The organism is Streptomyces tyrfis (assembly GCF_037034285.1).
Taxonomy (GTDB): Bacteria; Actinomycetota; Actinomycetes; order Streptomycetales; family Streptomycetaceae; genus Streptomyces.
Genome location: NZ_JBAGJZ010000059.1, coordinates 1 through 21,457 on the forward strand (window position 1 = coordinate 1; position 21,457 = coordinate 21,457).

At 72.3% G+C, this 21,457-nt stretch carries 21 protein-coding genes, 1 tRNA gene and 1 riboswitch; of the genes, 13 read left to right on the plus strand and 9 right to left on the minus strand.

What is annotated here, in order from left to right; translation table 11 throughout:
• Window positions 1–102 precede the first annotated feature (102 nt).
• Window positions 103–615, minus strand: coding sequence for a type II toxin-antitoxin system PemK/MazF family toxin (locus WA762_RS31325; RefSeq protein ID WP_335940285.1), 513 nt, complete (start codon window positions 613–615; stop codon window positions 103–105).
• Between the two features lie 178 nt (window positions 616–793).
• Between WA762_RS31325 and WA762_RS31330 the strand changes: the two genes are divergently transcribed.
• A complete protein-coding gene (locus tag WA762_RS31330; protein WP_335940287.1) occupies window positions 794–1,543 on the plus strand; it encodes an MBL fold metallo-hydrolase in 750 nt (249 codons plus the stop codon).
• A gap of 54 nt (window positions 1,544–1,597) precedes the next feature.
• On the opposite strand, the gene WA762_RS31335 is transcribed toward WA762_RS31330, so the two are convergent.
• Both WA762_RS31335 and WA762_RS31340 read right to left on the minus strand, forming a co-directional pair.
• Window positions 1,598–2,863 (minus strand): PTS transporter subunit EIIC, encoded by a 1,266-nt coding sequence (locus WA762_RS31335; protein ID WP_335940288.1) that lies wholly within the window; start codon window positions 2,861–2,863, stop codon window positions 1,598–1,600.
• Between the two features lie 262 nt (window positions 2,864–3,125).
• Window positions 3,126–4,436: a PTS transporter subunit EIIC gene (locus WA762_RS31340; RefSeq protein ID WP_335940290.1), complete on the minus strand. Its 1,311-nt coding sequence runs from the start codon at window positions 4,434–4,436 to the stop codon at window positions 3,126–3,128.
• 223 nt (window positions 4,437–4,659) lie between these two features.
• Between WA762_RS31340 and WA762_RS31345 the strand changes: the two genes are divergently transcribed.
• The 4 genes from WA762_RS31345 (at window position 4,660) to rdgB (ending at window position 7,250) form a co-directional block, all read left to right on the plus strand.
• The gene (locus WA762_RS31345) at window positions 4,660–4,893 is read left to right on the plus strand and encodes a PTS sugar transporter subunit IIB (protein ID WP_014046255.1); all 234 of its coding nucleotides are present in this window, start codon (window positions 4,660–4,662) and stop codon (window positions 4,891–4,893) included.
• Window positions 4,894–5,231: 338 nt separating this feature from the next.
• Window positions 5,232–5,969: a ribonuclease PH gene (gene rph / locus WA762_RS31350; RefSeq protein ID WP_335940296.1), complete on the plus strand. Its 738-nt coding sequence runs from the start codon at window positions 5,232–5,234 to the stop codon at window positions 5,967–5,969.
• Window positions 5,970–6,211: 242 nt separating this feature from the next.
• Window positions 6,212–6,613, plus strand: coding sequence for a hypothetical protein (locus WA762_RS31355; RefSeq protein ID WP_335940298.1), 402 nt, complete (start codon window positions 6,212–6,214; stop codon window positions 6,611–6,613).
• A gap of 34 nt (window positions 6,614–6,647) precedes the next feature.
• On the plus strand, window positions 6,648–7,250 hold the full coding sequence (rdgB, locus tag WA762_RS31360; protein WP_335940300.1) for an RdgB/HAM1 family non-canonical purine NTP pyrophosphatase: 603 nt from the start codon (window positions 6,648–6,650) through the stop codon (window positions 7,248–7,250).
• 56 nt (window positions 7,251–7,306) lie between these two features.
• Here rdgB and WA762_RS31365 read toward each other — a convergent pair.
• The 3 genes from WA762_RS31365 to bcp form a co-directional block, all read right to left on the minus strand.
• Window positions 7,307–7,389 (minus strand) — tRNA-Leu (locus WA762_RS31365).
• A gap of 150 nt (window positions 7,390–7,539) precedes the next feature.
• Window positions 7,540–9,036, minus strand: coding sequence for a glycine betaine/L-proline transporter ProP (proP, locus tag WA762_RS31370; protein WP_335940302.1), 1,497 nt, complete (start codon window positions 9,034–9,036; stop codon window positions 7,540–7,542).
• Window positions 9,037–9,261: 225 nt separating this feature from the next.
• Window positions 9,262–9,729, minus strand: coding sequence for a thioredoxin-dependent thiol peroxidase (gene bcp, locus WA762_RS31375; RefSeq protein ID WP_335940304.1), 468 nt, complete (start codon window positions 9,727–9,729; stop codon window positions 9,262–9,264).
• Window positions 9,730–9,857: 128 nt separating this feature from the next.
• On the opposite strand from bcp, the gene WA762_RS31380 reads away from it, so the two are divergent.
• The 3 genes from WA762_RS31380 to WA762_RS31390 all read left to right on the plus strand — a co-directional run bounded on the left by WA762_RS31380 (window position 9,858) and on the right by WA762_RS31390 (window position 11,173).
• Window positions 9,858–10,178, plus strand: a complete 321-nt coding sequence (locus WA762_RS31380) for a DUF3618 domain-containing protein (protein ID WP_335940306.1) — start codon at window positions 9,858–9,860, stop codon at window positions 10,176–10,178.
• A 63-nt stretch (window positions 10,179–10,241) separates the two neighbouring features.
• Window positions 10,242–10,580 carry a GroES family chaperonin gene (locus WA762_RS31385; RefSeq protein ID WP_335940308.1) on the plus strand — a complete coding sequence of 113 codons (339 nt, stop codon included), beginning with the start codon at window positions 10,242–10,244 and terminating at the stop codon, window positions 10,578–10,580.
• Between the two features lie 162 nt (window positions 10,581–10,742).
• Window positions 10,743–10,813: riboswitch (guanidine-III (ykkC-III) riboswitch) on the plus strand.
• 39 nt (window positions 10,814–10,852) lie between these two features.
• The gene (locus WA762_RS31390; protein WP_335940310.1) at window positions 10,853–11,173 is read left to right on the plus strand and encodes a DMT family transporter; all 321 of its coding nucleotides are present in this window, start codon (window positions 10,853–10,855) and stop codon (window positions 11,171–11,173) included.
• Here the strand turns inward: WA762_RS31390 and WA762_RS31395 are convergent.
• A complete protein-coding gene (locus WA762_RS31395) occupies window positions 11,167–13,635 on the minus strand; it encodes a transglycosylase domain-containing protein (protein ID WP_335940312.1) in 2,469 nt (822 codons plus the stop codon). The two genes, WA762_RS31390 and WA762_RS31395, sit on opposite strands and share 7 nt — an antisense overlap.
• Before the next feature lie 170 nt (window positions 13,636–13,805).
• Here WA762_RS31395 and WA762_RS31400 point away from each other — a divergent pair, with 170 nt between their 5' ends.
• From WA762_RS31400 to WA762_RS31415, 4 genes are all read left to right on the plus strand, one after another.
• Window positions 13,806–14,606, plus strand: coding sequence for an ABC transporter permease (locus WA762_RS31400; RefSeq protein ID WP_335940313.1), 801 nt, complete (start codon window positions 13,806–13,808; stop codon window positions 14,604–14,606).
• Between the two features lie 97 nt (window positions 14,607–14,703).
• Window positions 14,704–15,549, plus strand: coding sequence for an ABC transporter permease (locus WA762_RS31405; RefSeq protein ID WP_335940358.1), 846 nt, complete (start codon window positions 14,704–14,706; stop codon window positions 15,547–15,549).
• Between the two features lie 108 nt (window positions 15,550–15,657).
• The gene (locus WA762_RS31410; RefSeq protein WP_335940315.1) at window positions 15,658–16,794 is read left to right on the plus strand and encodes an ABC transporter ATP-binding protein; all 1,137 of its coding nucleotides are present in this window, start codon (window positions 15,658–15,660) and stop codon (window positions 16,792–16,794) included.
• A 237-nt stretch (window positions 16,795–17,031) separates the two neighbouring features.
• Complete coding sequence (locus tag WA762_RS31415; RefSeq protein ID WP_335940360.1) at window positions 17,032–17,739, plus strand: DUF1707 SHOCT-like domain-containing protein; 708 nt, start codon at window positions 17,032–17,034, stop codon at window positions 17,737–17,739.
• Window positions 17,740–17,881: 142 nt separating this feature from the next.
• Here WA762_RS31415 and WA762_RS31420 read toward each other — a convergent pair whose 3' ends face one another.
• A complete protein-coding gene (locus WA762_RS31420) occupies window positions 17,882–19,147 on the minus strand; it encodes an SGNH/GDSL hydrolase family protein (RefSeq protein ID WP_335940316.1) in 1,266 nt (421 codons plus the stop codon).
• Window positions 19,148–19,292: 145 nt separating this feature from the next.
• On the opposite strand from WA762_RS31420, the gene WA762_RS31425 reads away from it, so the two are divergent.
• The gene (locus WA762_RS31425; protein ID WP_335940318.1) at window positions 19,293–20,675 is read left to right on the plus strand and encodes a DUF445 domain-containing protein; all 1,383 of its coding nucleotides are present in this window, start codon (window positions 19,293–19,295) and stop codon (window positions 20,673–20,675) included.
• Between the two features lie 243 nt (window positions 20,676–20,918).
• Here the strand turns inward: WA762_RS31425 and WA762_RS31430 are convergent, their stop codons facing one another.
• On the minus strand, window positions 20,919–21,269 hold the full coding sequence (locus WA762_RS31430; protein WP_335940319.1) for a hypothetical protein: 351 nt from the start codon (window positions 21,267–21,269) through the stop codon (window positions 20,919–20,921).
• Between the last annotated feature and the right edge of the window lie 188 nt (window positions 21,270–21,457).

The window sequence follows — 21,457 nt, forward strand, 5'->3', positions numbered from 1 at the left end:
ACGGCCCGGACCGGGCCGCCGAAGGGGCCGCACCCCGGCGGGGGGGCGGCCCCATCCCCCTGTCCCCGCCCCCCCCCGCGGCCGGGCGCGGCCCCGCCGGACTCACCCCAGCTTCCGCACCCGCTCCCACACCTCCGGGGCCACCGCTCCCACCCGCCGCCGGAACACCCGCACGGCGACCTCCCGCAGCTCGTCCGTCTCCAGATAGCTCGCCCGCCCCCGCGCGTCCCCCACCGCCCCGTCCGGCAGCGGGATCACCCCGGGCCGGTCAGCGTGGTACTTGCTGGTGATCTTCGCGACCAGCGCCGAGCCGCCCCGCACCCGCAGCACCAGACAGGGCCGGTCCTTCGCGCCCGGCCCGTCCTCGAACGGCACCTCGGCCCACCAGATCTCACCCGGCCGCGGCGCCCGCCCCGGCTCCGGCGCCCGCCCCGGTCCCGCACCCGGACGCGTCCGTCCGCCTGGTCCCGCACCCGGACGCGTCCGTCCGCCCGGCCGCGCGCCGGGACGTCCGCCCGGCCGCCGGCCGCCCCGGCCCCGCCCGTCGGCGACGGCCGCCACCAGTGCGAGCAGCACGACGACGCCGAACGCGGGCCACCACCACGACATGTTCATGCCCCGACGGTACCGGCGTCCCGGCCTCTTCCGTCGAACCGGTGACAGCACAGGTGAGTTCCCCCACAACGGACGGCGGCAACGGCGCGACCGGCTGTTCCGCGCCTTAGGCTCGACGAACCGCTCAAACAGACCGCACGAACCCTCCCCGTTCCCACGTCCCGGAGGTTCACGCTCCATGAAGCTCACCGTCGTCGGCTGCTCCGGCTCGTTCCCGTCCGCGGTTTCACCGTGTTCGAGCTACCTCGTCGAGGCCGACGGCTTCAGGCTGCTCCTCGACATGGGCAACGGCGCCCTCGGCGAGCTGCAGCGCCACATCGGTCTCTACGACCTCGACGCCGTCTTCCTCAGCCATCTCCACGCCGATCACTGCATCGACATGTGCGCGTACTTCGTCGTCCGCTACTACCGGTACGGGGGCCGCCCCGCCCCCCTCCCGGTCCACGGCCCCGAAGGCACCGAGCAGCGGCTGACCACGGCCCATGGCGACACACCGTCCGAGCGGGCGATGGGCGAGGTCTTCGACTTCCACACGCTGAAGCCGGGCTGGTTCGGGATCGGCCCCTTCTCCGTACGCGTCGAGAAGGTCTGCCACCCCGTCGACTCCTACGCCATCCGGATCGAGCACGGCGGCCGCTCGCTCACCTACTCCGGCGACACGGGGGCCTGCGAGGCGCTCGACGAGCTGGCCGAGGGAGCCGATCTGTTCCTCTGCGAGGCGTCGTTCCTCCACGGCAAGGAGAACATCCCGGACCTCCACCTCAACGGCCGCGAGGCCGGCGAGATCGCCGCCCGTGCCGGGGTGGGGCGGCTGGTCCTCACCCACATCCCGCCGTGGACCGACGCCGCCCGCAACCTGGCCGACGCCCGCGCGGTCTTCAAGGGCCCGGCGGAAGTGGCGGCGGCGGGCGCGGTCTACGAGATCTGAACCGGGGCTCGGCCCGCGCGGGGACCGTGCGGGCGTGCGGCCCGGGGCCCCGGCCTACTTCGCCTCGGCCTTGAGGATCTCGGCCAGCTCCTCGTCGGACTCCCGGCCCGGCGTCGGCAGGTTGAACCTGGTGATCGCGAAGCGGAAGACCGCGTAGTAGACCACCGCGAAACAGAGGCCGATCAGCACCAGCAGCCACGGCTTGCTCGCGATCCCCAGGTTCAGCAGGAAGTCCACCGCGCCCGCCGAGAAGCCGAAGCCGTCCTTGATGCCGAGCGCCCAGGTCAGGGCCATCGAGACACCGGTCAGCACCGCGTGCACCGCGTACAGCGCCGGGGCGATGAACATGAACGTGAACTCGATGGGCTCTGTGACACCGGTCACGAACGCGGTGAGCGCGAGCGAGAACATCATGCCGCCGACGACCTTGCGCCGCTCTGGACGGGCGCAGTGGACGATCGCGAGGCAGGCCGCCGGGAGGGCGAACATCATGATCGGGAAGAAGCCGGTCATGAACTGCCCGGCCGTCGGGTCGCCCGCCAGGAAGCGGTTGATGTCGCCGCTCTTGCCGTGGAACTCGCCGGCCTGGAACCACGGGAACGAGTTCAGCAGGTGGTGCATGCCCACCGGGATCAGCGCACGGTTGGCGACGCCGAAGACGCCCGCGCCGACCGCGCCCGAACCGACCAGCCACTCACCGAGGTTGTGCAGCCCGGTGCCGAGCACCGGCCAGATGTAGCCGAAGACGATGCCGATGGCCAGGCCCGCGAACGCGGACAGGATCGGGACCAGGCGGCGCCCGCCGAAGAAGCCCGCCCAGGCCGGCAGCTTCGTCCGGTAGAACCGCTGGTAGAGCAGCGCGACCACGATGCCCATCACCACACCGCCCAGGACCTTGGCGTCCACCGGGGCGTCCGTCATCACGATCTTGCCGTCGACGACCTCCGCGACCTGCGGCAGATTGCTGTCCGTGAAGGTGGCGAGCACCTTCTGGAAGACCAGATAACCGGTGACGGCCGCGAGCGCGGTCGAACCGTCCGACTTCTTCGCGAAGCCGATCGCGATGCCGACGGCGAACAGCAGCGCCATGTTGTCGAGGATCGCGTTGCCGCCCGCGGCCATGAAGCCCGCGATCTTGGTGACGAAGGCGGGGAACGAGTCCCGGCCGAGCATGTCGTCGTTGCCGAGGCGCACCAGCAGCGCCGCCGCGGGCAGCACCGCGACCGGCAGCATCAGGCTGCGGCCGATGCGCTGCATGACGGCCATCGCGCCGGCGCCCTTCTTCCGGGGTGCCGCGGATGCGGCGTCTGCCGTGGACATCAACTTCCTCCATGGGGACAAGGCGCCGCCCCGGGACATCGAGGGGGGAGGGACGGCGACTCGGAGAACGCGGCAGAGCGCCACGTGGTCTGCACCACTCAGTGGTTTAGACCAGTTGTAGCACGGTGTGCGCCAGATAAGGAACCTGTCATTCCGGATAACTTCGCAACAGCGATTCCGCGTGCCCGGACGCATGGCGAGGGCCCCGGACGGCAGGGTCCGACGGCCTTCCTCCACCGGGCCGAAAGGCCCGTATGGCCTGCTATTTCGTGAGGTCCTTCTCGATCTCCTCCGCCACCTCCACGGGCTCCCGGCCCGGTGTCTGGAGGTTGAACCGAGTGATCGCGAACCGGAAGACCGCGTAATAGACGACGGCGAACGCCAGGCCGATCGGAATGATCAGCCAGGGTCTGGTCGCCAGGCTCCAGTTGATGACGTAGTCGATCAGTCCCGCGGAGAAACTGAAGCCGTCCTTCACCCCCAGCGCCCAGGTCACCGCCATCGAGACGCCGGTGAGCACGGCGTGGATCCCGTACAGCAGCGGCGCGACGAAGAGGAACGAGTACTCGATCGGCTCGGTGATGCCCGTCACGAACGACGTCAGTCCCACCGACAGCATCATGCCGCCGACCGCCTTCCGGCGATCCGGCCTGGCGCAGTGGTAGATCGCCAGCGCCGCCGCCGGAAGGGCGAACATCATGATCGGGAAGAAGCCCGAGGTGAACTGCCCGGCCGTCGGGTCGCCCGCCAGGAACCGGTTGATGTCACCGTGCACCACCGTCCCGTCGGGCTTGGTGAAGTCGCCGAACTGGAACCAGGTGAAGGTGTTCAGGAACTGGTGCAGGCCGATGACCAGCAGCCCGCGGTTGGCGACGCCGAAGATCCCCGACCCCACCCAGTCCAGGTCCACCAGCCACTTGGAGAAGCCGGTCAGCCCGTCGCCGACCGGCTGCCAGAGCCAGGCGCACAGCGCCGCGAAGAGCAGGCCGACGAACGCCATGATGATCGGCACGAGCCTTCGGCCGTTGAAGAAGCCCAGCCAGTCCACCAGTCTGACCCGGTGGTACCGCTGCCAGAACCAGGCCGACAGCAGCCCCATCACGATGCCGCCGAACACCCCCGGATTCTGGTACTCCGCCGCCGTGACCCGGGCGTCCTTCGTCACACAGACGCCCGACCAGACGCCGCCCGGGTTGAACGTCGAACCCGGCGCGCAGTCCACCGGGAACGCGTGCAGCACCGCGTAGTAGACGAGGAAGCCGGCCACCGCGGCCAGCGCCGTCGACCCGTCCGCCTTCTTCGCCATGCCGATCGCCACACCGATGCAGAAGAGCAGCGGCAGCCCCAGCCCCGAGTCCAGCAGCGCCCCGCCCGCCGCCGCGAACACCTTGGCGACGTCGTTCCAGCCCAGCCCCTCGTCCCCGAACACGTCCGGCTGGCCCAGACGGTTGAGGATGCCCGCCGCCGGCAGGACGGCGATCGGGAGCTGGAGGCTGCGGCCCATCTTCTGAAGGCCCTGGAAGAAGGTGTTCCACCCCGTCTTCCGCGGTGGTGCGGCACTGCTGGAGCTCATCGGTTTCCTCCCCGGTAAGCGGTGCGCCGGGCGCGCGGTGCAAACTGGTGTAGACCACTTGAGGTACGGTGCGTAACCCGCCTGGCGGGCAGAGCGCCGGTGATCGTCATCATTGAGGACGGTCCGGTCCCTCGCCCGCGAAGCTGGGCCAAACGTGCGTTACGGTGACGAAACGGACCCAGGGTGGGCCGTCGTACGCATGGGAACAAGCAGGGAGAACGCCATGGCCAGCAAGGCCGAGAAGATCGTCGCCGGGCTCGGCGGCATCGACAACATCGACGAGATCGAGGGCTGCATCACGCGCCTCCGCACCGAGGTCCACGACCCCAGCAAGGTCGACGAGGCCGCGCTCAAGGCCGCCGGAGCCCACGGCGTCGTCAAGATGGGCACCGCGATCCAGGTCGTCATCGGCACCGACGCCGATCCCATCGCCGCCGACATCGAAGACATGATGTGACCGCCCGGATCTCCCGGACCGTCTGGACCGCCCGGACCCGCCGGGCCATCCGGACCGTCCGGATCTCCCGGACCGCCCCGATCACCCGGATGACCCGGACCGCTTGAGGCGCCTCCCGCCGCACGCGCCGAGCCCGCCACCGGCCCCCCTCGGCCGAGCCGCCCCCAGGCCCTGTCCGACGGCAGACAGGGCTCGGGCGTCACCGCAGGCCCCGCCCCGCACCGCGGACGGGGCCTGCGCCACGCGGTCGCCCGCGCGGCGGACCCCCTACCCACACCCGTACGGCCCTCCCGCGCACCCGAACGGACGCCGCACCCACACCCGATAGGGTCGAGGCCATGTCTCGCATCGACGGCCGCACCCCCGAACAGCTCCGCCCCGTCACCATCGAACGCGGATGGAGCAAGCACGCCGAAGGGTCCGTGCTCATCTCCTTCGGCGACACCAAGGTCTTCTGCACCGCCTCCGTCACCGAAGGCGTCCCCCGCTGGCGCAAGGGCAGCGGCGAAGGCTGGGTCACCGCCGAGTACTCCATGCTGCCCCGCTCCACCAACACCCGCGGCGACCGCGAATCCGTACGCGGCAAGATCGGCGGCCGCACCCATGAGATCAGCCGGCTCATCGGCCGCTCCCTGCGCGCCGTCGTCGACTACAAGGCCCTCGGCGAGAACACCATCGTCCTCGACTGCGACGTCCTCCAGGCCGACGGCGGCACCCGCACCGCGTCCATCACCGGCGCCTACGTCGCCCTCGCCGACGCCGTCGCCTGGGCCCAGCGCAAGAAGCTCGTCAAGCACGGCCGCAAGCCCCTCACCGGCACCGTCTCCGCCGTCAGCGTCGGCATCGTCGACGGCACCCCCCTCCTCGACCTCTGCTACGAGGAGGACGTCCGCGCCGAGACCGACATGAACGTCGTCTGCACCGGCGACGGCCGCTTCGTCGAGGTGCAGGGCACCGCCGAGGCCGCCCCCTTCGACCGTACGGAGCTGAACAGCCTCCTCGACCTCGCCGTCCAGGGCTGCGCCGACCTCACCGCCCTCCAGAACGAGGCCCTCGCCCGCGTGCTCGGCGAGTGACGAAGCGACGCCCCGGCGAATGACGAGGCAGCACCGCGGCGAGTGACGAAGCGGGGCCCCGGCGGGTGACGAGGCAACCAGGCGCCCCCGCGACGCGTCGTTACGGACACGGGCGCACGGCTCGACCCCGTGCGCCCGTCCACGTATCCGCGCCGTACACGCCGCACCGCACCCGCGCCCGTCGTGTACGCCGAACCCGCCGTCCGCGCCGCATCGCCGTCGCGTCAGGGAGGACCCGCACCATGGCCGAGCCCACCCGCCGCCGCACCGCCCTCGCCTCGATCCCGGCCGCCCTCGCCCTGGGCCTCGCGCTCACCGCGGCGACCGGCTGCGGGGCCGTCGACACCGCGCTCGACTGCGTCCGGACCGCCGACGCCATCGCCACCTCCGTCGGCGATCTCCAGGAGGCCGCCTCCCGGGCGTCCGACGACCCCACCCAGGCGTCCGAAGCCCTCGACGACATCGAGAAGGGACTGGGCGACCTCGGCGACAGCACCGGCGACGCCGACCTCGGCAAGGCCGTCGACCACCTGGAGACCGCCGTCCGCAACGTCCGCGACGCCATCGACCGGGGCGACACCAGCGCCGACGTCACACCGGTCGCGGACGCGGCCAAGGAGATCGGCAAGGTCTGCACACCCTGAAAGGGCTCCGACCCGGCCCCCGATACTGGGTGACATGACCCGTCTCATCCTCGCCACCCGCAACGCCGGGAAGATCACCGAACTGCACGCGATCCTCGCGGACGCCGGCCTCGACCACGAACTGGTCGGCGCGGACGCGTACCCCCACGTCCCCGACGTCAAGGAGACCGGCGTCACCTTCGCCGAGAACGCGCTCCTCAAGGCCCACGCCCTCGCCGAGGCCACCGGTCACCCCGCCATCGCGGACGACTCCGGCCTCTGCGTCGACGTGCTCGGCGGCGCGCCCGGCATCTTCTCCGCCCGCTGGGCCGGCGCCCACGGCGACGACCTGGCCAACCTGAACCTGCTCCTGGCCCAGCTCTCCGACATCGACGCCCCCCACCGCGCCGCCCACTTCACCTGCGCGGCGGCCCTGGCCCTCCCCGACGGCACGGAACGCGTGGTCGAGGGCCGCCTCACCGGCACCCTCCGCCACACCCCGTCCGGCGCCAACGGCTTCGGCTACGACCCGATCCTCCAGCCCGACGGCGAGACCCGCACCTGCGCGGAACTGACCCCGGCGGAGAAGAACGCCATCAGCCACCGCGGCAAGGCGTTCCGCGCCCTGATGCCGGTCGTGCGGGAATTGGTGGGGTGACCGCCCGCTGACACGCCGAGGGGCCGCCTCCTGCGAGGCGGCCCCTCGGACTTCGGTGCGGCCGGTGGGATTCGAACCCACACGAGCGAAGCTCACCCGGACCTAAACCGGCGCGCGTCTGCCATTCCGCCACGGCCGCCCGCCGCATCATCGTATCCGGCATGGCGCCGAGTACGGGAGCGGGTTTGTCGACGCGCGCATCGGCGGCGGCCTCCGCGGCACCAGGTGTCCGTGACGGCGCGGCGGTTCGGGCACAGCGGCCGCAGGTCTTCCAACCGGCCCTCCCGGGTCAGAACTTCGGGTCCGGGGTCTGGGAGGCGGCCAGTTCCGCCGCCTCCTCGGGGGTCTCCACCGAGGGCGGCGAGCCGGCCAGGGGTTTGCGGGCGGTCTCCTTCATGCAGGCCACGGCGATCGCGCCGACCAGGGCGGCGGCCATCGCGTAGAAGGCGGGCATCAGTTCGCTGCCGCTCCAGCTGATCAGGGCCGTGATCACCAACGGGGTCGTGCCGCCGAACAGGGAGGCCGAGAGGTTGTAGCCCACCGAGAGGGAGCCGTAGCGGACCCGGGTCGGGAAGAGGGCCGGGAGGGCGGCGGACATGGTGCCGAGCATGCAGACCAGCGAGAGGCCCAGCATCAGCATGCCGGCCGTGATGGCGGGGACGCCGCCCTGGCGGATGAGCAGGAACGCGGGGAGGGAGAGGAGGAAGAAGCCGAGCATGCCGGTCATCAGGAGCGGCTTGCGCCCGAAGCGGTCCGACAGCCGCCCGACCCGGCTGATGACCAGCATCAGGAGGACCATGACCGCGAGCAGGACGAGCAGGCCGTGGGTCTCGCTGTAGCCGAGCTCGTCGGAGAGGTAGGTCGGCATGTACGACAGCAGCATGTAGTCGGTGATGTTGTACGCGCCGACCAGGCAGACACAGAGGATCAGCGTCGGCCAGTACCGCCGGAAGATCACGGCGAGGTCGCCCTTGGCGGTGGTCTCGACCCCGTCGGCGGCGTCCGTGGCGTGGACGGCGCCGCCCTCCAGCTTCTGGAAGGCGGGCGTCTCGTCCAGGCGCAGCCGCAGATAGAGCCCGACCAGGCCGAGCGGGCCCGCGACGAGGAACGGGACGCGCCAGCCCCAGTCCGTCATCCGGTCGGGGCCGAGCAGCGCGGTGAGCGCGGTGACGAGGCCCGCGGCGCCGACGTAGCCGGCCAGGGTGCCGAATTCGAGGAAGCTGCCGAAGTAGCCGCGCCGCTTGTCCGGGGCGTACTCGGCGATGAAGGTGGACGCGCCGCCGTACTCGCCGCCGGTGGAGAACCCCTGGACCAGGCGGAAGAAGATCAGCAGGACCGGGGCCCAGAGGCCGATCGAGGCGTGCGAGGGGATCAGGCCGATCGCGAAGGTGCCGACGGCCATCATGATCATGGTGAGGGCGAGGACCTTCTTGCGGCCGATCCGGTCGCCCATGGGGCCGAAGAAGAGGCCGCCGAGGGGCCGTACGAGGAAGGCGACGGCGAAGGTGGCGAAGGAGGAGAGCAGCTGGGTCGTGCCGTTCCCGGACGGGAAGAAGACATGGCCCAGGGTGACGGCCAGATAGGAGTAGATACCGAAGTCGAACCACTCCATGGCGTTGCCCAGCGAGGCGGCCTTCACCGCGCGCCGGACCGCCCGGTCGTCGGTGACGGTGATGTCGGACCGGCGCAGTCTCGGGTTCCTCCGCTGCCGGATCGCGCGGAAGAGGGTGGGATGGCGTCTGACCGCTTCCGGATCGGCCACCTGATAGGGGTCGGGGGCCGCCATGGCCGGGTCCTTTCCTCGGGTGGGGCTTCCAGGAAGGGCTTCTGCGCGGTCATGGCGGCTGCAAACCGGTCCGGCGGCCGAATGAGACGTCCCTCACATGGCCCACTCACACGCGGCCCCGCGTACGGCCCGCGCCCGGCCCCGCGTACGGCCCGCGCCCGGCCCCGCGTACGGGGCCGGGCGCGAGCGACGCGGGCGCGGGGCCGGTGGCGACCCGGGCGCCGGTCAGATGCCGAGGTCCTTGATGATCTTGGCGACGTGGCCGGTGGCCTTGACGTTGTAGAGGGCCCGCTCGACCTTGCCCTCCTCGTCCACGACGACCGTGGAGCGGATGACGCCCGTCACCGTCTTGCCGTAGAGCTTCTTCTCGCCGAAGGCGCCGTAGGCCGTGAGGGTCTCCTTGGCGGGGTCGCTCACCAGGGTGACCCGGAGGTTCTCCTTCTCGCGGAACTTGGCGAGCTTCTCGGGCTTGTCCGGGGAGACGCCGATGACGTCGTATCCGGCGCCGGCGAGCAGCTCCAGGTTGTCGGTGAAGTCGCAGGCCTGCTTGGTGCAGCCGGGGGTGAGGGCGGCCGGGTAGAAGTAGACGACGACCTTGCGGCCCTTGTGGTCGGCGAGCGAGATCTCGTTCCCGTCGGCGTCGGGGAGGGTGAAGGCCGGGGCGGTGTCGCCGGGCTGGAGTCGCTCGCTCATGGTTCTCCTCAGGTGGCGCGTGCGGTGTACGGGACCGAGCGTAATGGGGGTGCCGCCGGGTGCGTGGGCGGTCGAGCTGACAGACTGTCGATGAAGATCTACCGGACGAGGACCACGGAGGCGGCGCGGTGTCGGATGCCAGGACCCCTGCGCAGATCGAGGCGGACATCATCAGCAGGCGTGAACAGCTTGCCGTGGTGCTCGACGAGATCGGGGTGCGGGTGCACCCGCAGACGATCATGGGTGATGTGAAGGCCAAGGCCGCCGAGGCCGTGGACCGTACGGCCGGGCGGGCTTTCGTCGCGGTGAACCGGACCGTGTCGGACGTGCGGGCGCAGTTCGTGGCCGAGGACGGGGCCCCGCGCCTGCAGCGCGTGATCCCGGTGGCGCTGCTGGCGGTCGGCGTCGTGGGGCTGCTCGCGACGTCGCGGAAGCGCCGGAAGGACTGATGCGGCGGCGTTCCGTGCCCCCGGAGGCGTGCGGAGCGGTGCCGGGCAGGTAGGTTGCGGGTCGTGAGCGAGAACACCGACGACAAGCTGCCCATCCGCATGTTGCACGACCGTGTGCTGGTCCGGTCCGATACGCCGGAGGGCGAGCGGCGCTCGGGCGGCGGCATCCTGATTCCGGCGACGGCCGCGGTCGGCCGTCGGCTGTCCTGGGCGGTGGTGGTCGCCGTGGGCCAGAACGTGCGCACGGTGGAGCCGGGGGACCGGGTGCTGTTCGACCCGGAGGACCGCGCGGAGGTCGAGGTGCGCGGTGTGGCGTACGTGCTGATGCGCGAACGGGATCTGCACGCGGTGGCGGCGGACCGGTTCGAGGGTTCGGTGGATTCGACCGGCCTGTATCTGTAGTCCTGTAGTCCGTGTCTGTAGTCCGTGTCTGTAGTCCGTGACTTCGTCCCGCGGCGCGCGCCGCGGGACGTAGCCGTGGCCGCAGGTGCAGCCGCGGCCCGCGCCCCGCAGCCGTGGCCATAGGCCGCCGATGGGCCTGGTGACCGGTGTCACCAGGCCCATCGCATGTCCTTTGCTACGGTGGACCGACCCGACGAGACGCGCCGTACCGGGATTCGCAAAGACGACGCATCCGATCCGTTCACGTGTTCTGTTTCGTCGGAGGTGCCGTCATGGCGTGGGTTCTGCTGGTCGTCGCGGGTCTGCTGGAAGTGGCCTGGTCGATCGGGATGAAGTACACCGAGGGGTTCACCCGGCTGTGGCCGAGCGTGTTCACCGGCCTCGGGATCGTGGCGAGCATGATGATGCTGTCCCACGCGGCGAAGACCCTGCCGATCGGCACGGCGTACGGGGTGTGGGTCGGCATCGGCGCCGCCGGGGCGGCGGTGCTCGGCATGGTGGTGCTGAACGAGCCGGTGACCGCCGCCCGGATCTTCTTCGTCTGTCTGCTGCTGGTGGCCGTGGTGGGCCTGAAGGCGACCTCCGGTCACTGACGCGGCGTCGTCGCCGCCGGGGGCGCGGGAGCGGTCGCGGGCGGCGGGCCCGCCGTGTGCGGGAAGGCGCTCGGGGGCGGCGGCGTGACCGGGTGCGTGCCGGTCTCCCGGGGCGCGGGCGTGCCCTGGGCGCCGGGGCGGTAGTCGTGGCGGCCCTCGCCGCGCGGGCCGTCGTACCGGCCGTCGCCGTAGCCGCCGTTCTCCGTCCGGCCGGGCGGGAAGGAGCCGCGGCGGTGCGGCGCGCCGTAGAAGTCGTCGAACCGCCGTCCGGGGTCGTCGGGTCCGGTCTCCCACTCGGCGTACACGTCGGATTCGTCGAAGCCGCTTTCGAGGTGGAGGTCGAAGTTCTTGGCCGTGCTGCCGAGCAGTGCCGCCCCGGTGTACTGGCCCCAGATCTGGGCGGGCGGGCCGCCGCCGCTCATGCGGGACAGGCCGAGCGCCCCGTAGAGCGACTTCTGGGCGCCGGTGGCGGGGTCCTGGCCCATGACCGAGATGACGGTGGCGAGGTCGGGGGTGTAGCCGGCGAACCAGGCGGACCGGTCCTCCTCGGTGGTGCCGGTCTTGCCCGCGGCGGGGCGGCCGGCGGACTGGGCGGCGGTGCCGGTGCCGTCCTCGACGACGTTCTGGAGCATCCAGGTGGTGGTGTCGGCGGCCTCGCGCGGCACGGCCCGGGTGGTGCTGCGGCCGGGGAGCGGCAGGTCCTCGTCGGCCTTGCTGACCTTGTCGACGAGGAAGCGGGTGTGGTGCTCGCCGTGGTTGGCGAGGGTGGCGTACGCCTCGGTCATGTCCAGGACGCTCGGGGTGGCGACGCCGAGCGCGACGGACGGGGTCGGGGTGAGGTCGGGGGTGTTCTTGGGGATGCCGAGGGCGACGGCGGTCTGTCCGACCTTCGCGGGGCCGACGTCCTGGGCCATCTGGGCGTAGACGGCGTTGACGGACCGGTCGGTGGCGGTGCTGACGGTGATGCGGCCGTAGCTCCGGTCGTCCTCGTTGGAGGGGGCGTAGCCGGTGGATCCGCGGGGGCCCTGGACCATGCGCTTGTTGGCGCCGTCGTAGACGGTGGCGGGGGTGATGCGCCGGCCGTCCTGGGTGGTGGAGCCGTTGGCGACGGCGGAGGCGAAGACGAAGGGCTTGAAGGTGGAGCCGACCTGGTAGTCGCGCCGGGTCGCGTTGTTGACGTACTGCTTGGTGTAGTCGACGCCGCCGTACATGGCGACGACCCGGCCGGTGGCGGGGTCGATGGAGGCGCCGCCGACGCGGACGTGGCGGTCGACGGGGCGCTGGGCGCTGGTCCGGGAGGTGACGTGGTCGGTGACGGCCTTGACGAGCGCCTCCTGCTTCTTGCGCTCCAGTGTGGTGGTGATCCGGTAGCCGCCGGCGGCCAGGGTGTTCTCGTCGACGACGCCGTGGTCGGTGAGGTAGTCGTCGATGGCCTGGACGATGTAGCCGCGCTGCCCGGAGAGTCCGGTGTGCGGCCTGACCTTGCCGGGGACGGGGAACGTCATGGCGGCTCGTGCGGCGGGGCTGATCCACTTCTCCTTGACCATGCCGTCGAGGACGTAGTTCCAGCGGGCGACGGCGGCGGCCCGGTTCCCGGGGTGCACGACGACGTCGTACGCGCTGGGGGCGTTGAGCAGGGAGGCGAGGTAGGCGCCCTGGGCGGTGGTGATCTGCCCGATGTCCTTGGCGTAGTACGCCTGGGCGGCGGCCTGGATGCCGTAGGCGTTGCGGCCGAAGTAACTGGTGTTGAGGTAGCCCTCCAGGATCGCGCTCTTGGGCTGTTCGCGGTTGAGCTTGACCGAGATGAACAGTTCCTTGACCTTGCGGACGACGGTCTGTTCCTGGCCGAGGTAGTAGTTCTTGACGTACTGCTGGGTGATGGTCGATCCGCCCTGGGTGCCCTTGCCGCTGACGGTGTTCCAGGCGGCGCGGGCCATGGCCTTGAGGTCGATGGCCCGTTCGGAGTAGAAGTCGCGGTCCTCGGCGGCGAGGACCGCGCGCTGGACGGTGAGCGGGACCTGGGAGAGCTTGACGTTCTCCCGGTTGACCTTGCCGGAGCGGGCGATGACTCCGCCGTCCCGGTAGAGGTAGACGTTGGACTGCGCGGTGGCGCTGGAGTTGGCGGCCGGGATGTCGACGAGTTCGTACCCGGCGACGAGGCCGCCGAGCAGGAGCAGCGCGAGGAGGAGCACGGTCCCGGTGACGGTCCGCAGCACGGACGCGGTCCGGCTCCGGCGGGCCCGCTTGGGCCGTCCGGGTGCGTCGGGCGCGTCGGGCGCGGTGTCCGGGCCTCCGGGGCCGCCGTCGGCGTGCGGGGCGGCGCTGCCGCCGGCGTCGCCCGGGTGGCCGGTGCTGTCGGTGGCGGTGCCGCCGGTGCCCTGGTCGGTGCGGGGGGACGGTTGCCCGGGGGGCCGGTTGCCGGGGCGGCGCCCTCCGCCCGGCTGCTGTGGCTCGTCGCTCATGTCGGTGCAGACTCCTCGGCAGCGGTCACTTCCCCCATAGTGCACTTTTCTTGGACATAAGCACCGGATCGACTACGGAAAAGCGGTGGCGGCGGTCGCCGGGACCGGACTAGCGTCATGCGCTTTGGCGACTGACGGTGGTTCGGCAGCCGGGTGACGGGAGCGGTGCTGTGCGGTTGTACGCGATGGTGGCGGCGGGAGGCTTCCGCCGTTACGCCACGTACCGGATCGCGACGGCGGCGGGAGTGTTCACCAACACCGTCTTCGGCTTCATCATGACCTACGCGTATGTGGCGCTGTGGGACGCGCGCCCGCACCTCGGCGGCTACGACATGCCGCAGGCGCTCGCCTATGTGTGGCTGGGGCAGGCGCTGCTGATGACCTGCTCGATGATGGGCGGCGGTTTCGAGGACGAGCTGATCGAACGCATCCGCACGGGTGATGTGGCGGTCGACCTCTACCGCCCGGTCGACCTTCAGCTCTGGTGGCTGGCGAGCGACTTGGGGCGGGCCGCGTTTCATCTGCTGGGGCGTGGCGTGGTGCCGATGGTGATCGGTTCGCTCGCCTTCGAGCTGGCCCTGCCCGGCTCGGTGGGGGTGTGGGCGGCCTTCCTCGTCTCGGTGGCGCTGGGAGTGGTGGTCAGTTTCGCGATCCGCTATCTGGTGGCGCTCTCGGCGTTCTGGCTGATGGACGGGGCGGGGGTGTCGCTGGTGACGTCCCTGGCCGGACTGTTCTTCTCCGGGATGCTGCTGCCGCTGACGCTGTTCCCGGGGATCCTGGGCGAGGCGGCGCGGCTGATGCCCTGGTCCTCGTTGCTCCAGGTGCCGGCCGATGTGTTCCTCGGCAGGCACACGGGATGGGGGCTGGTGGAGGCGTACGCGTTCCAGGGCGGCTGGGCGTTGGCGCTGCTGCTGACGGGGCGGCTGCTGCAGTCGGCGGCGACGCGGAGGGTGGTGGTCCAGGGTGGCTGAGGCGCACGGGACACCGGACACGGCCGGGCCGGCGGGCCGGGACGGGAAGGGGGCGGTGGTGGCGGAGGGAACGGTCGCGGCACCCGGGAGGACGGCGGTGGCGGACTGGCCGGAGGCGGTGTTCGCCGAGCGGTCCCGGCTCGTCGAGGGCGTCCGGGCCTACGGGCTGATCGCGATGATGTGGCTGCGCTCGACGATGGCGTACCGGGCCTCGTTCGTGATGACGGCGTTCGGGAACTTCACCGCGACGGCCTTCGACTTCGTCGCGATCGTGCTGATGTTCGCGCACGTCGACGCGCTGGGCGGCTATTCGCTGCCGGAGATCGCCCTGCTGTACGGGGCCTCGGGCACCGCGTTCGGCATCACGGACATGGTGATGGGCTCGATGGGCCGGCTGGGGCGGCGGGTGCGCGACGGCACGCTGGACACGCTGCTGGTGCGGCCGGCGCCGGTGCTGGCCCAGGTGGCGGCGGACCGGTTCGCGCTGCACAGGCTGGGGCGGACCAGCCAGGGCGTGCTGGTCCTCGGGTACGCGCTGGTGACGCTGGACATCGCCTGGACCCCGCTGAAGGCGGCGATGATCCCGCTGATGCTGCTGAGCGGGGCGGCGATCTACGGGGCGGTGTTCGTGGCCGGGGCGGCGTTCCAGTTCGTCGCGCAGGACGCCTCCGAGGTGCAGAACTCCTTCACGTACGGCGGGAACACACTGCTCCAGTACCCGCCGTCGATCTTCGCGAAGGATCTGGTGCGCGGGGTGACGTTCGTGGTGCCGCTGGCGTTCGTGAACTGGCTGCCCGCGCTGTACGTGCTGGGCCGGGAGTATCCGCTGAGGCTGCCGGAGTGGGTGGCGTTCCTGCCCCCGGCGGTGGCCGCCCTGTGCTGGGTGGGCGCGGGCCTGGCCTGGCGCAAGGGCCTGCGCGCGTACCGCAGCACGGGCAACTGACCGGGCGACCGGGGCCGGGCGACCGAGGGTACGGCGCGGGGCCCGCAGGGCGGGCCGGACGGGGCGGGGGCGGGGCGAGACGTACGGAGCGGGCGGAGGACTTCGGAGATGGACATGGACGCACAGACGGACGGCGCTGCGGCGGCGGCGAGGACAGGGGCCGCGGGAGGAGCGGTGGAGGCCGGGACCGGCGCCCGCCCGGGGGAGCGTGTCCGGACCGCCGCCGACACGGTCTCCGATGCGGGGCCCGGCGTGGATTCCGGCGTGGGCCCCGACGCCGACTTCATCGTGCTGGACAACGTGGAGAAGGTCTTCGACGTGCGGCGCAGGACCGGGTTCCTGCGCGCGGAGCGCCGGCGGGTGCGGGCGGTCGACTCGATCAGTTTCCGGGTGCCGCGCGGCGAGATGGTCGGATACATCGGCCCCAACGGCGCCGGGAAGTCGACCACGATCAAGATGCTGACCGGCATCCTCACACCGAGCGGCGGCCGACTGCGGGTCGCGGGCATCGACCCGTCCCGGGAGCGTACGAGGCTGGCGCAGCGGATCGGCGTGGTGTTCGGGCAGCGCACCACGCTGTGGTGGGACCTGCCGCTGCGCGACTCGTACCGGCTGATGCACCGGATGTACCGGATCCCCGACGCCCGTTACCGGGAGAATCTGGAGCGGTGCGTCGAACTCCTCGAACTGGGCGAGCTGTTGGACGTTCCCGTGCGGCAGCTGTCGCTGGGACAGCGGATGCGCGGCGACATCGCCGCAGCGCTGCTGCACGATCCCGAGGTGCTGTACCTGGACGAGCCGACGATCGGGCTCGACGTGATCTCCAAGGCCAAGGTCCGTGGATTCCTGCGGGACTTGAACGCCGAACGCGGCACGACGGTGCTGCTGACCACCCACGACCTCACGGACATCGAGCAGCTCTGCAAGCGTGTGATGGTGATCGACCACGGCCGGCTGATGTATGACGGACCGCTCGCCGGGCTGCACGAGGTGGGGCGGAGCGAGCGGACGCTGGTGGTCGACCTGGAGCGCCCGCTCCCGCCCATCCGGCTGGAGTCGGCGCCGTCCGTCCGTACGGTCAAGGTGGAGGGGCCCCGCCAGTGGCTGGCCTTCCCGGCCTCGGAGTCGGCCGCGCCGCTGGTCGCCCGGATCGCCGCGGACTATCCGCTGGTCGATCTGTCGGTGCGGGAGCCCGACATCGAGGCGGTGATCGCCAAGATGTACGCGTCGGCCGACGGCGCGTAGCGGGACGCGCGGGTCGAGGCGCGCCGGTCGGGAGGGGGCGCGCGGGGTCGGGGGAGGCGCAGGGGCGGGGGAGGCGCGGCGGGAGGGGGCGCGGCGGGACGCGCGGGGAGGCGGCGCGCTGCGCTTCGGGCGGTCGGCGGCCGTCGGTGGGGCGGCGGCGGCCGTCGGTGGGGCGAGCGGTGACGAGGGGCGACCCCGTTCAATAGGCTTCGCGGTATGACAAGTGACCTTCCTGAAATGCGCGCCTCCGATGCCGAGCGGGAGCGCATCGCCGAGACCCTGCGCGAGGCGTTGGCCGAGGGACGGCTGGAGATGGACGAGTTCGAGCAGCGGCTCGAAGCGGCCTACAAGGCGCGTACACACAGGGAGTTGGAACCGCTCGTCCGTGACCTCCCCGGGCCCGGAACGCAGTTGGACCCGGTGGGCCCCGCATCGGCTCCCGCGCGGACCGGTTCGGGGCTGCGCTGGGCGGACCGGATCGGCAAGCCGGCCACGTCGGGCGGCGCGTTCGCGTTCTGGGGCGGGTTCAGTCGTCGGGGCAACTGGACGGTGGGCCGGAAGTTCACCGGCTTCGCGATGTGGGGCGGCGGTGAAATCGACCTGCGCGAGGCCAACTTCGAGGACCGTGAAGTGGTCATCCGCTGCTTCACGATCATGGGCGGCATGCATGTGACGGTTCCGCCCGAGCTGAACGTCGAGGTCAGAGGCGTCGGCATCATGGGCGGTTTCGGGGAGAGCACGAAGGACGAGGGCGTTCCCTCGCCGGACTCGCCCCGGGTGCGGATCACCGGGTTCGCGCTGATGGGCGGCGTCGGCGTGGAGCGCAAGCGGAGCAAGGCGGAGAGACAGCGGCTCAAGGAGGCGGAGCGGGCGCGGAGGCTGGAGGAGGGGAGCGGGCGCGAGCGCGGGCGGCTGGAGAAGGGCGAGGAGCGGGACGCCCGGTGAGACGGGGCGTCCCGCGTGCGGGGACGTCCGTGAGCGGGGACGTCCCGTAAGCACCCTCGGCCGTGGACGTGAGCACTTTGGTCGTGCGCCCTGTGCCCTGTGCCGAGTGCCGCGTGCCGTGCCGCGCGCCGAGTGCCGCGTGTCAGAACCGGCCGCCGACGGGCTGCCGGTGTTCCGGCGTCGCCGTCATGGCCGCCGGATCCGGCCAGGTCGCCGACGAGCCCAGCCGCCGGTAGCCGGCGTCGTTCAGGTGGAGGTGGTCGCCGGAGTCGTAGCCGGGGCGGAGCCGGGCCGGGTCGTGCGGATCGCGGGCCGCCGCGTCGAAGTCGACGACCGCGTCGAAGATCCCGCCCGCCCGGATGAGCCGGTTGACGCGTTCCCGTACGGCGTCCCGCGCGGGCGTCCAGGTGGGGTACCCGCCGTACGGCATCAGCGTGGCCCCGACGACCCGCAGTCCGCGCGCGTGGGCGCGCAGGGTCAGGGAACGCAGGGCGTCCGCGATCCGCCGGGGGTCGGCCTCCTGCGGGTACTTCTGCACGTCGTTGATGCCGAGGGCGACGACGACGGTGCGCACCCCGGCGACGCCGAGGACGTCGCGGTCGAACCGGGCGGTCGCCCGTACGCCGGTGCCGTCGCGCAGCAGGCGGTTGCCCGCGATGCCCGCGTTGACCACCCCGTACCGGCCGTGCAGCCGGTCGGCGAGCACATCGGGCCAGCGGCTGTTCGCGTCCGTCGTGGAGCCGGTGCCGGCGGTCAGGGAGTCGCCGATCACCGCGATCGTCCCGGCCGCGGTCGCGTTGTGCACGTCGACGGCGGTGAGGTGGAGCCAGTCGCCGGTGCGCCGGACGCGCCGGCCGTCCTCCTCCACGTACGACGTCTGGTGGCTGCGCGGGTGCGCGGTCACGGGACCCTCGGCGGTCGGCGCGCGCACGGTGACGACGAGATCGGAGTCGGCGGCGACCGGGACGGCGACCGGGTCGCTGACGACCTGCCCGCCCGCGGCGATCGCCACGGAGGCGGCGCCGTGGAACGTCACCGGCCGGGCGTCGACCGCCGCGCGGTCCACGAGCAGCGGACGCGTCCCGAAGAGATTGGACAGGGTGATGCGCGCCGCGTCCCCGCCGACGCTGGTGTGCACGACGTTGTGGACGGTACGCGACGACCGGGCCCCGCCGCGCCGGGCCCCGGTCGCCCCGGCCACGGGTGCCGCCGACCAGGTCCCGAACCAGGAGCCGTCGGCGTCGGCGGGCACGGCCGCCGGGGCCGCGGCGCCCGCGCCGGAGCCGTGTCCGGGGCGCGGCGGGGGCGCGGAGAAGAACGGGGAGCCGGCGGATGCCGCCCCGGCGGCGAGCGCGGCGGTGGCCGCCACGAGGGCGGTGAGCAGGCCGTATCCCTGACGCCTGGGCATGGACGGGGTTTCTCCTCGTGCTGGTCGGACTGGTCCCATGATGGGGCAGGCGCCGGGAACTCGACGTGCGCCGCAGGAGTAGGACAGGTAGGCACAATGCGTACGGAACACCAGGGGGGTGAGGCGTACGCGGACGGGTGGAGCGATGGAACGGATGGACAGGACCGGCCTCGGCGAACCGGGACCGGGGCGGCCGGAGCGCGCCCCGGAGCGGAGGACGGGCGAGGCCCGTCCCGGGCCCGGTGGCCGGCCCGCCCCGCTCGCCGCGTTCGCGTACACGGCGGCGGACGAGGAGAAGCGGCGCGGGGTGCGCCGGATGAAGGCCACCGCCACGGGCCTGCTGCTGCTGGTCGCGCTCGTGTACGCGCTCGCCACCTGGGCGGGGAACGCCGGGGTGGGCGGCTGGCCGGGCTTCGTCGCGGCGGCCGCCGAGGCGGGCATGGTGGGCGCGCTGGCCGACTGGTTCGCGGTCACGGCCCTGTTCAAGCGCCCGCTCGGCCTGCCGATCCCGCACACCGCCATCATCCCCACCAAGAAGGACCAGCTCGGACAGTCCCTGGGGTCCTTCGTCGGTGAGAACTTCCTCTCCGGCGACGTGGTGCGCGGCCGTATACACGCCCTCGCCATCGGCGGCCGGCTCGGGTCCTGGCTGGCCGAGCCCGCCCACGCCGACCGGGTCACCGCCGAAATGGCGACCGCGCTGCGCGGCGCGTTGACGGTGCTGCGGGACTCCGATGTGCAGGCCGTGGTGGGCGAGGCGATCACCCGGCGGGCCGACGCGGTGGAGATCGCGCCCGGGCTGGGCCGGATGCTGGAGAAGGTCGTCGCCGACGGCGGCCATCGCAGGATGGTGGACCTGATCTGCGTGCGCGCCCACGACTGGCTGGTGCTGCACGGCGACTCGGTGATGGAGGCGGTGCAGGGCGGGGCCCCGGGCTGGACGCCGAGGTTCGTCGACAAGCGCGTGGGGGAGCGGGTCTACAAGGAGCTGCTGCGTTTCGTCACGGAGATGCGCGACATGCCGGGGCACCCGGCGCGCGCCTCCATCGACACCTTCCTCGCCGACTTCGCGGCCGACCTCCGGACGGACCCGGAGACCCGGGCCCGGGTGGAGCGGCTCAAGTCGGAGATCCTGGGGCGCGAGGAGGTCCAGGAGGTCATCGCGTCCGCCTGGTCGGCGGTGCGCTCGATGGTCATCGCGGCGGCGGAGGACGAGCGGAGCCAGCTGCGGGTGCGGGCGCGGGCCTCACTGCTGGCGTTCGGCGCGCGGCTGGCGACGGACGGCCGGATGCAGGCCAAGCTGGAGGGCTGGCTGGAGGACGCGGCGGTGTACGTGGTCACGACGTACCGCGCGGAGATCACCTCGCTCATCAGCGACACGGTCGCGAGCTGGGACGCGGACCAGACCTCGAAGAAGATCGAGGCGCACATCGGCCGCGACCTGCAGTTCATCCGGATCAACGGCACGGTGGTCGGCGCGCTGGCCGGGCTCCTGATCCACACGGTGACCTGGGCGCTGGGGGCATAGCCGACGGCGGCGGACCCGGGCGGGGCGGGGCGCGAGCCCGCGCAGGGCACCGGGCGTCGCGGGCCACTCACGGCTCCGGGGCGTCGGCCGCCGGGCGTGGCAGGTCATGGTCCCGGGGCGTCGGCCGCCAGGTGTGGCGGGTCATGGTCCCAGGGCGCCGGACGCCGGGCGTCACTCCGCTTCCGCCCGCCGTCGCGCCCCGCTCACCCCTCGCTCACGCCCCGCTCGCCACCCCGCGTCCGGTCAGTCCGTGCCCGTACCCTGGCCGCACCGGCCCCGTCCGGCGCAGGCGGAGCCGGAGCAGCTGGTGACCGCGCACGACGCCGCGGCCATCCCGCCCGCCACGGCGAAGACGGACGGCCAGGCGCCGATCCTCTTGGCCAGCGGGTGCGAACCGATGAACGCGGCGACATACGCGCCGGTCAGCGCGGCCGCCGCGCGCGGTCCGGCCTGCCGGTTCCACTCGTACGCGGCGATGCCGCCCGCCACGGCGAGAGCGACCCCGCCCAGCGGGCGCTTCCCCGTCCACCGGGCGACCGCGTACCCGCCGACCAGTCCGCTCGCCGCCACCGCCGCTGCCGGAACCTTCGCCATCGCAGCCACCCTCGCCTTCTCTTCCGTCTGTCCGGGCCCGGCGGCCCGGCACTCCGAGGCTAACGCGATCCCCGTACTCCCCGTCGCCGAGGGGGTGCACAGGCGTTTACCCTGAAGGGGGTGAACAGGCGTGCACCCCTGTCGTGGGGCGGCATGCGGCCCAGCACGCACACCCGTCGCCGACGCAC

What these genes read in the sequence shown, in the direction of transcription:
- WA762_RS31415 (WP_335940360.1), top strand. Translation starts at nt 17,032, where the DNA reads ATGCGCGCCTCCGATGCCGAGCGGGAGCGCATCGCCGAGACCCTGCGC.
- WA762_RS31340 (WP_335940290.1), bottom strand. Translation starts at nt 4,436, where the DNA reads ATGAGCTCCAGCAGTGCCGCACCACCGCGGAAGACGGGGTGGAACACC.
- WA762_RS31330 (WP_335940287.1), top strand. Translation starts at nt 794, where the DNA reads ATGAAGCTCACCGTCGTCGGCTGCTCCGGCTCGTTCCCGTCCGCGGTT.
- WA762_RS31425 (WP_335940318.1), top strand. Translation starts at nt 19,293, where the DNA reads ATGGAACGGATGGACAGGACCGGCCTCGGCGAACCGGGACCGGGGCGG.
- WA762_RS31395 (WP_335940312.1), bottom strand. Translation starts at nt 13,635, where the DNA reads ATGAGCGACGAGCCACAGCAGCCGGGCGGAGGGCGCCGCCCCGGCAAC.
- WA762_RS31430 (WP_335940319.1), bottom strand. Translation starts at nt 21,269, where the DNA reads ATGGCGAAGGTTCCGGCAGCGGCGGTGGCGGCGAGCGGACTGGTCGGC.
- WA762_RS31390 (WP_335940310.1), top strand. Translation starts at nt 10,853, where the DNA reads ATGGCGTGGGTTCTGCTGGTCGTCGCGGGTCTGCTGGAAGTGGCCTGG.
- proP (WP_335940302.1), bottom strand. Translation starts at nt 9,036, where the DNA reads ATGGCGGCCCCCGACCCCTATCAGGTGGCCGATCCGGAAGCGGTCAGA.
- rdgB (WP_335940300.1), top strand. Translation starts at nt 6,648, where the DNA reads ATGACCCGTCTCATCCTCGCCACCCGCAACGCCGGGAAGATCACCGAA.
- WA762_RS31410 (WP_335940315.1), top strand. Translation starts at nt 15,658, where the DNA reads ATGGACATGGACGCACAGACGGACGGCGCTGCGGCGGCGGCGAGGACA.
- WA762_RS31335 (WP_335940288.1), bottom strand. Translation starts at nt 2,863, where the DNA reads ATGTCCACGGCAGACGCCGCATCCGCGGCACCCCGGAAGAAGGGCGCC.
- WA762_RS31325 (WP_335940285.1), bottom strand. Translation starts at nt 615, where the DNA reads ATGAACATGTCGTGGTGGTGGCCCGCGTTCGGCGTCGTCGTGCTGCTC.
- WA762_RS31355 (WP_335940298.1), top strand. Translation starts at nt 6,212, where the DNA reads ATGGCCGAGCCCACCCGCCGCCGCACCGCCCTCGCCTCGATCCCGGCC.
- rph (WP_335940296.1), top strand. Translation starts at nt 5,232, where the DNA reads ATGTCTCGCATCGACGGCCGCACCCCCGAACAGCTCCGCCCCGTCACC.
- WA762_RS31345 (WP_014046255.1), top strand. Translation starts at nt 4,660, where the DNA reads ATGGCCAGCAAGGCCGAGAAGATCGTCGCCGGGCTCGGCGGCATCGAC.
- bcp (WP_335940304.1), bottom strand. Translation starts at nt 9,729, where the DNA reads ATGAGCGAGCGACTCCAGCCCGGCGACACCGCCCCGGCCTTCACCCTC.
- WA762_RS31420 (WP_335940316.1), bottom strand. Translation starts at nt 19,147, where the DNA reads ATGCCCAGGCGTCAGGGATACGGCCTGCTCACCGCCCTCGTGGCGGCC.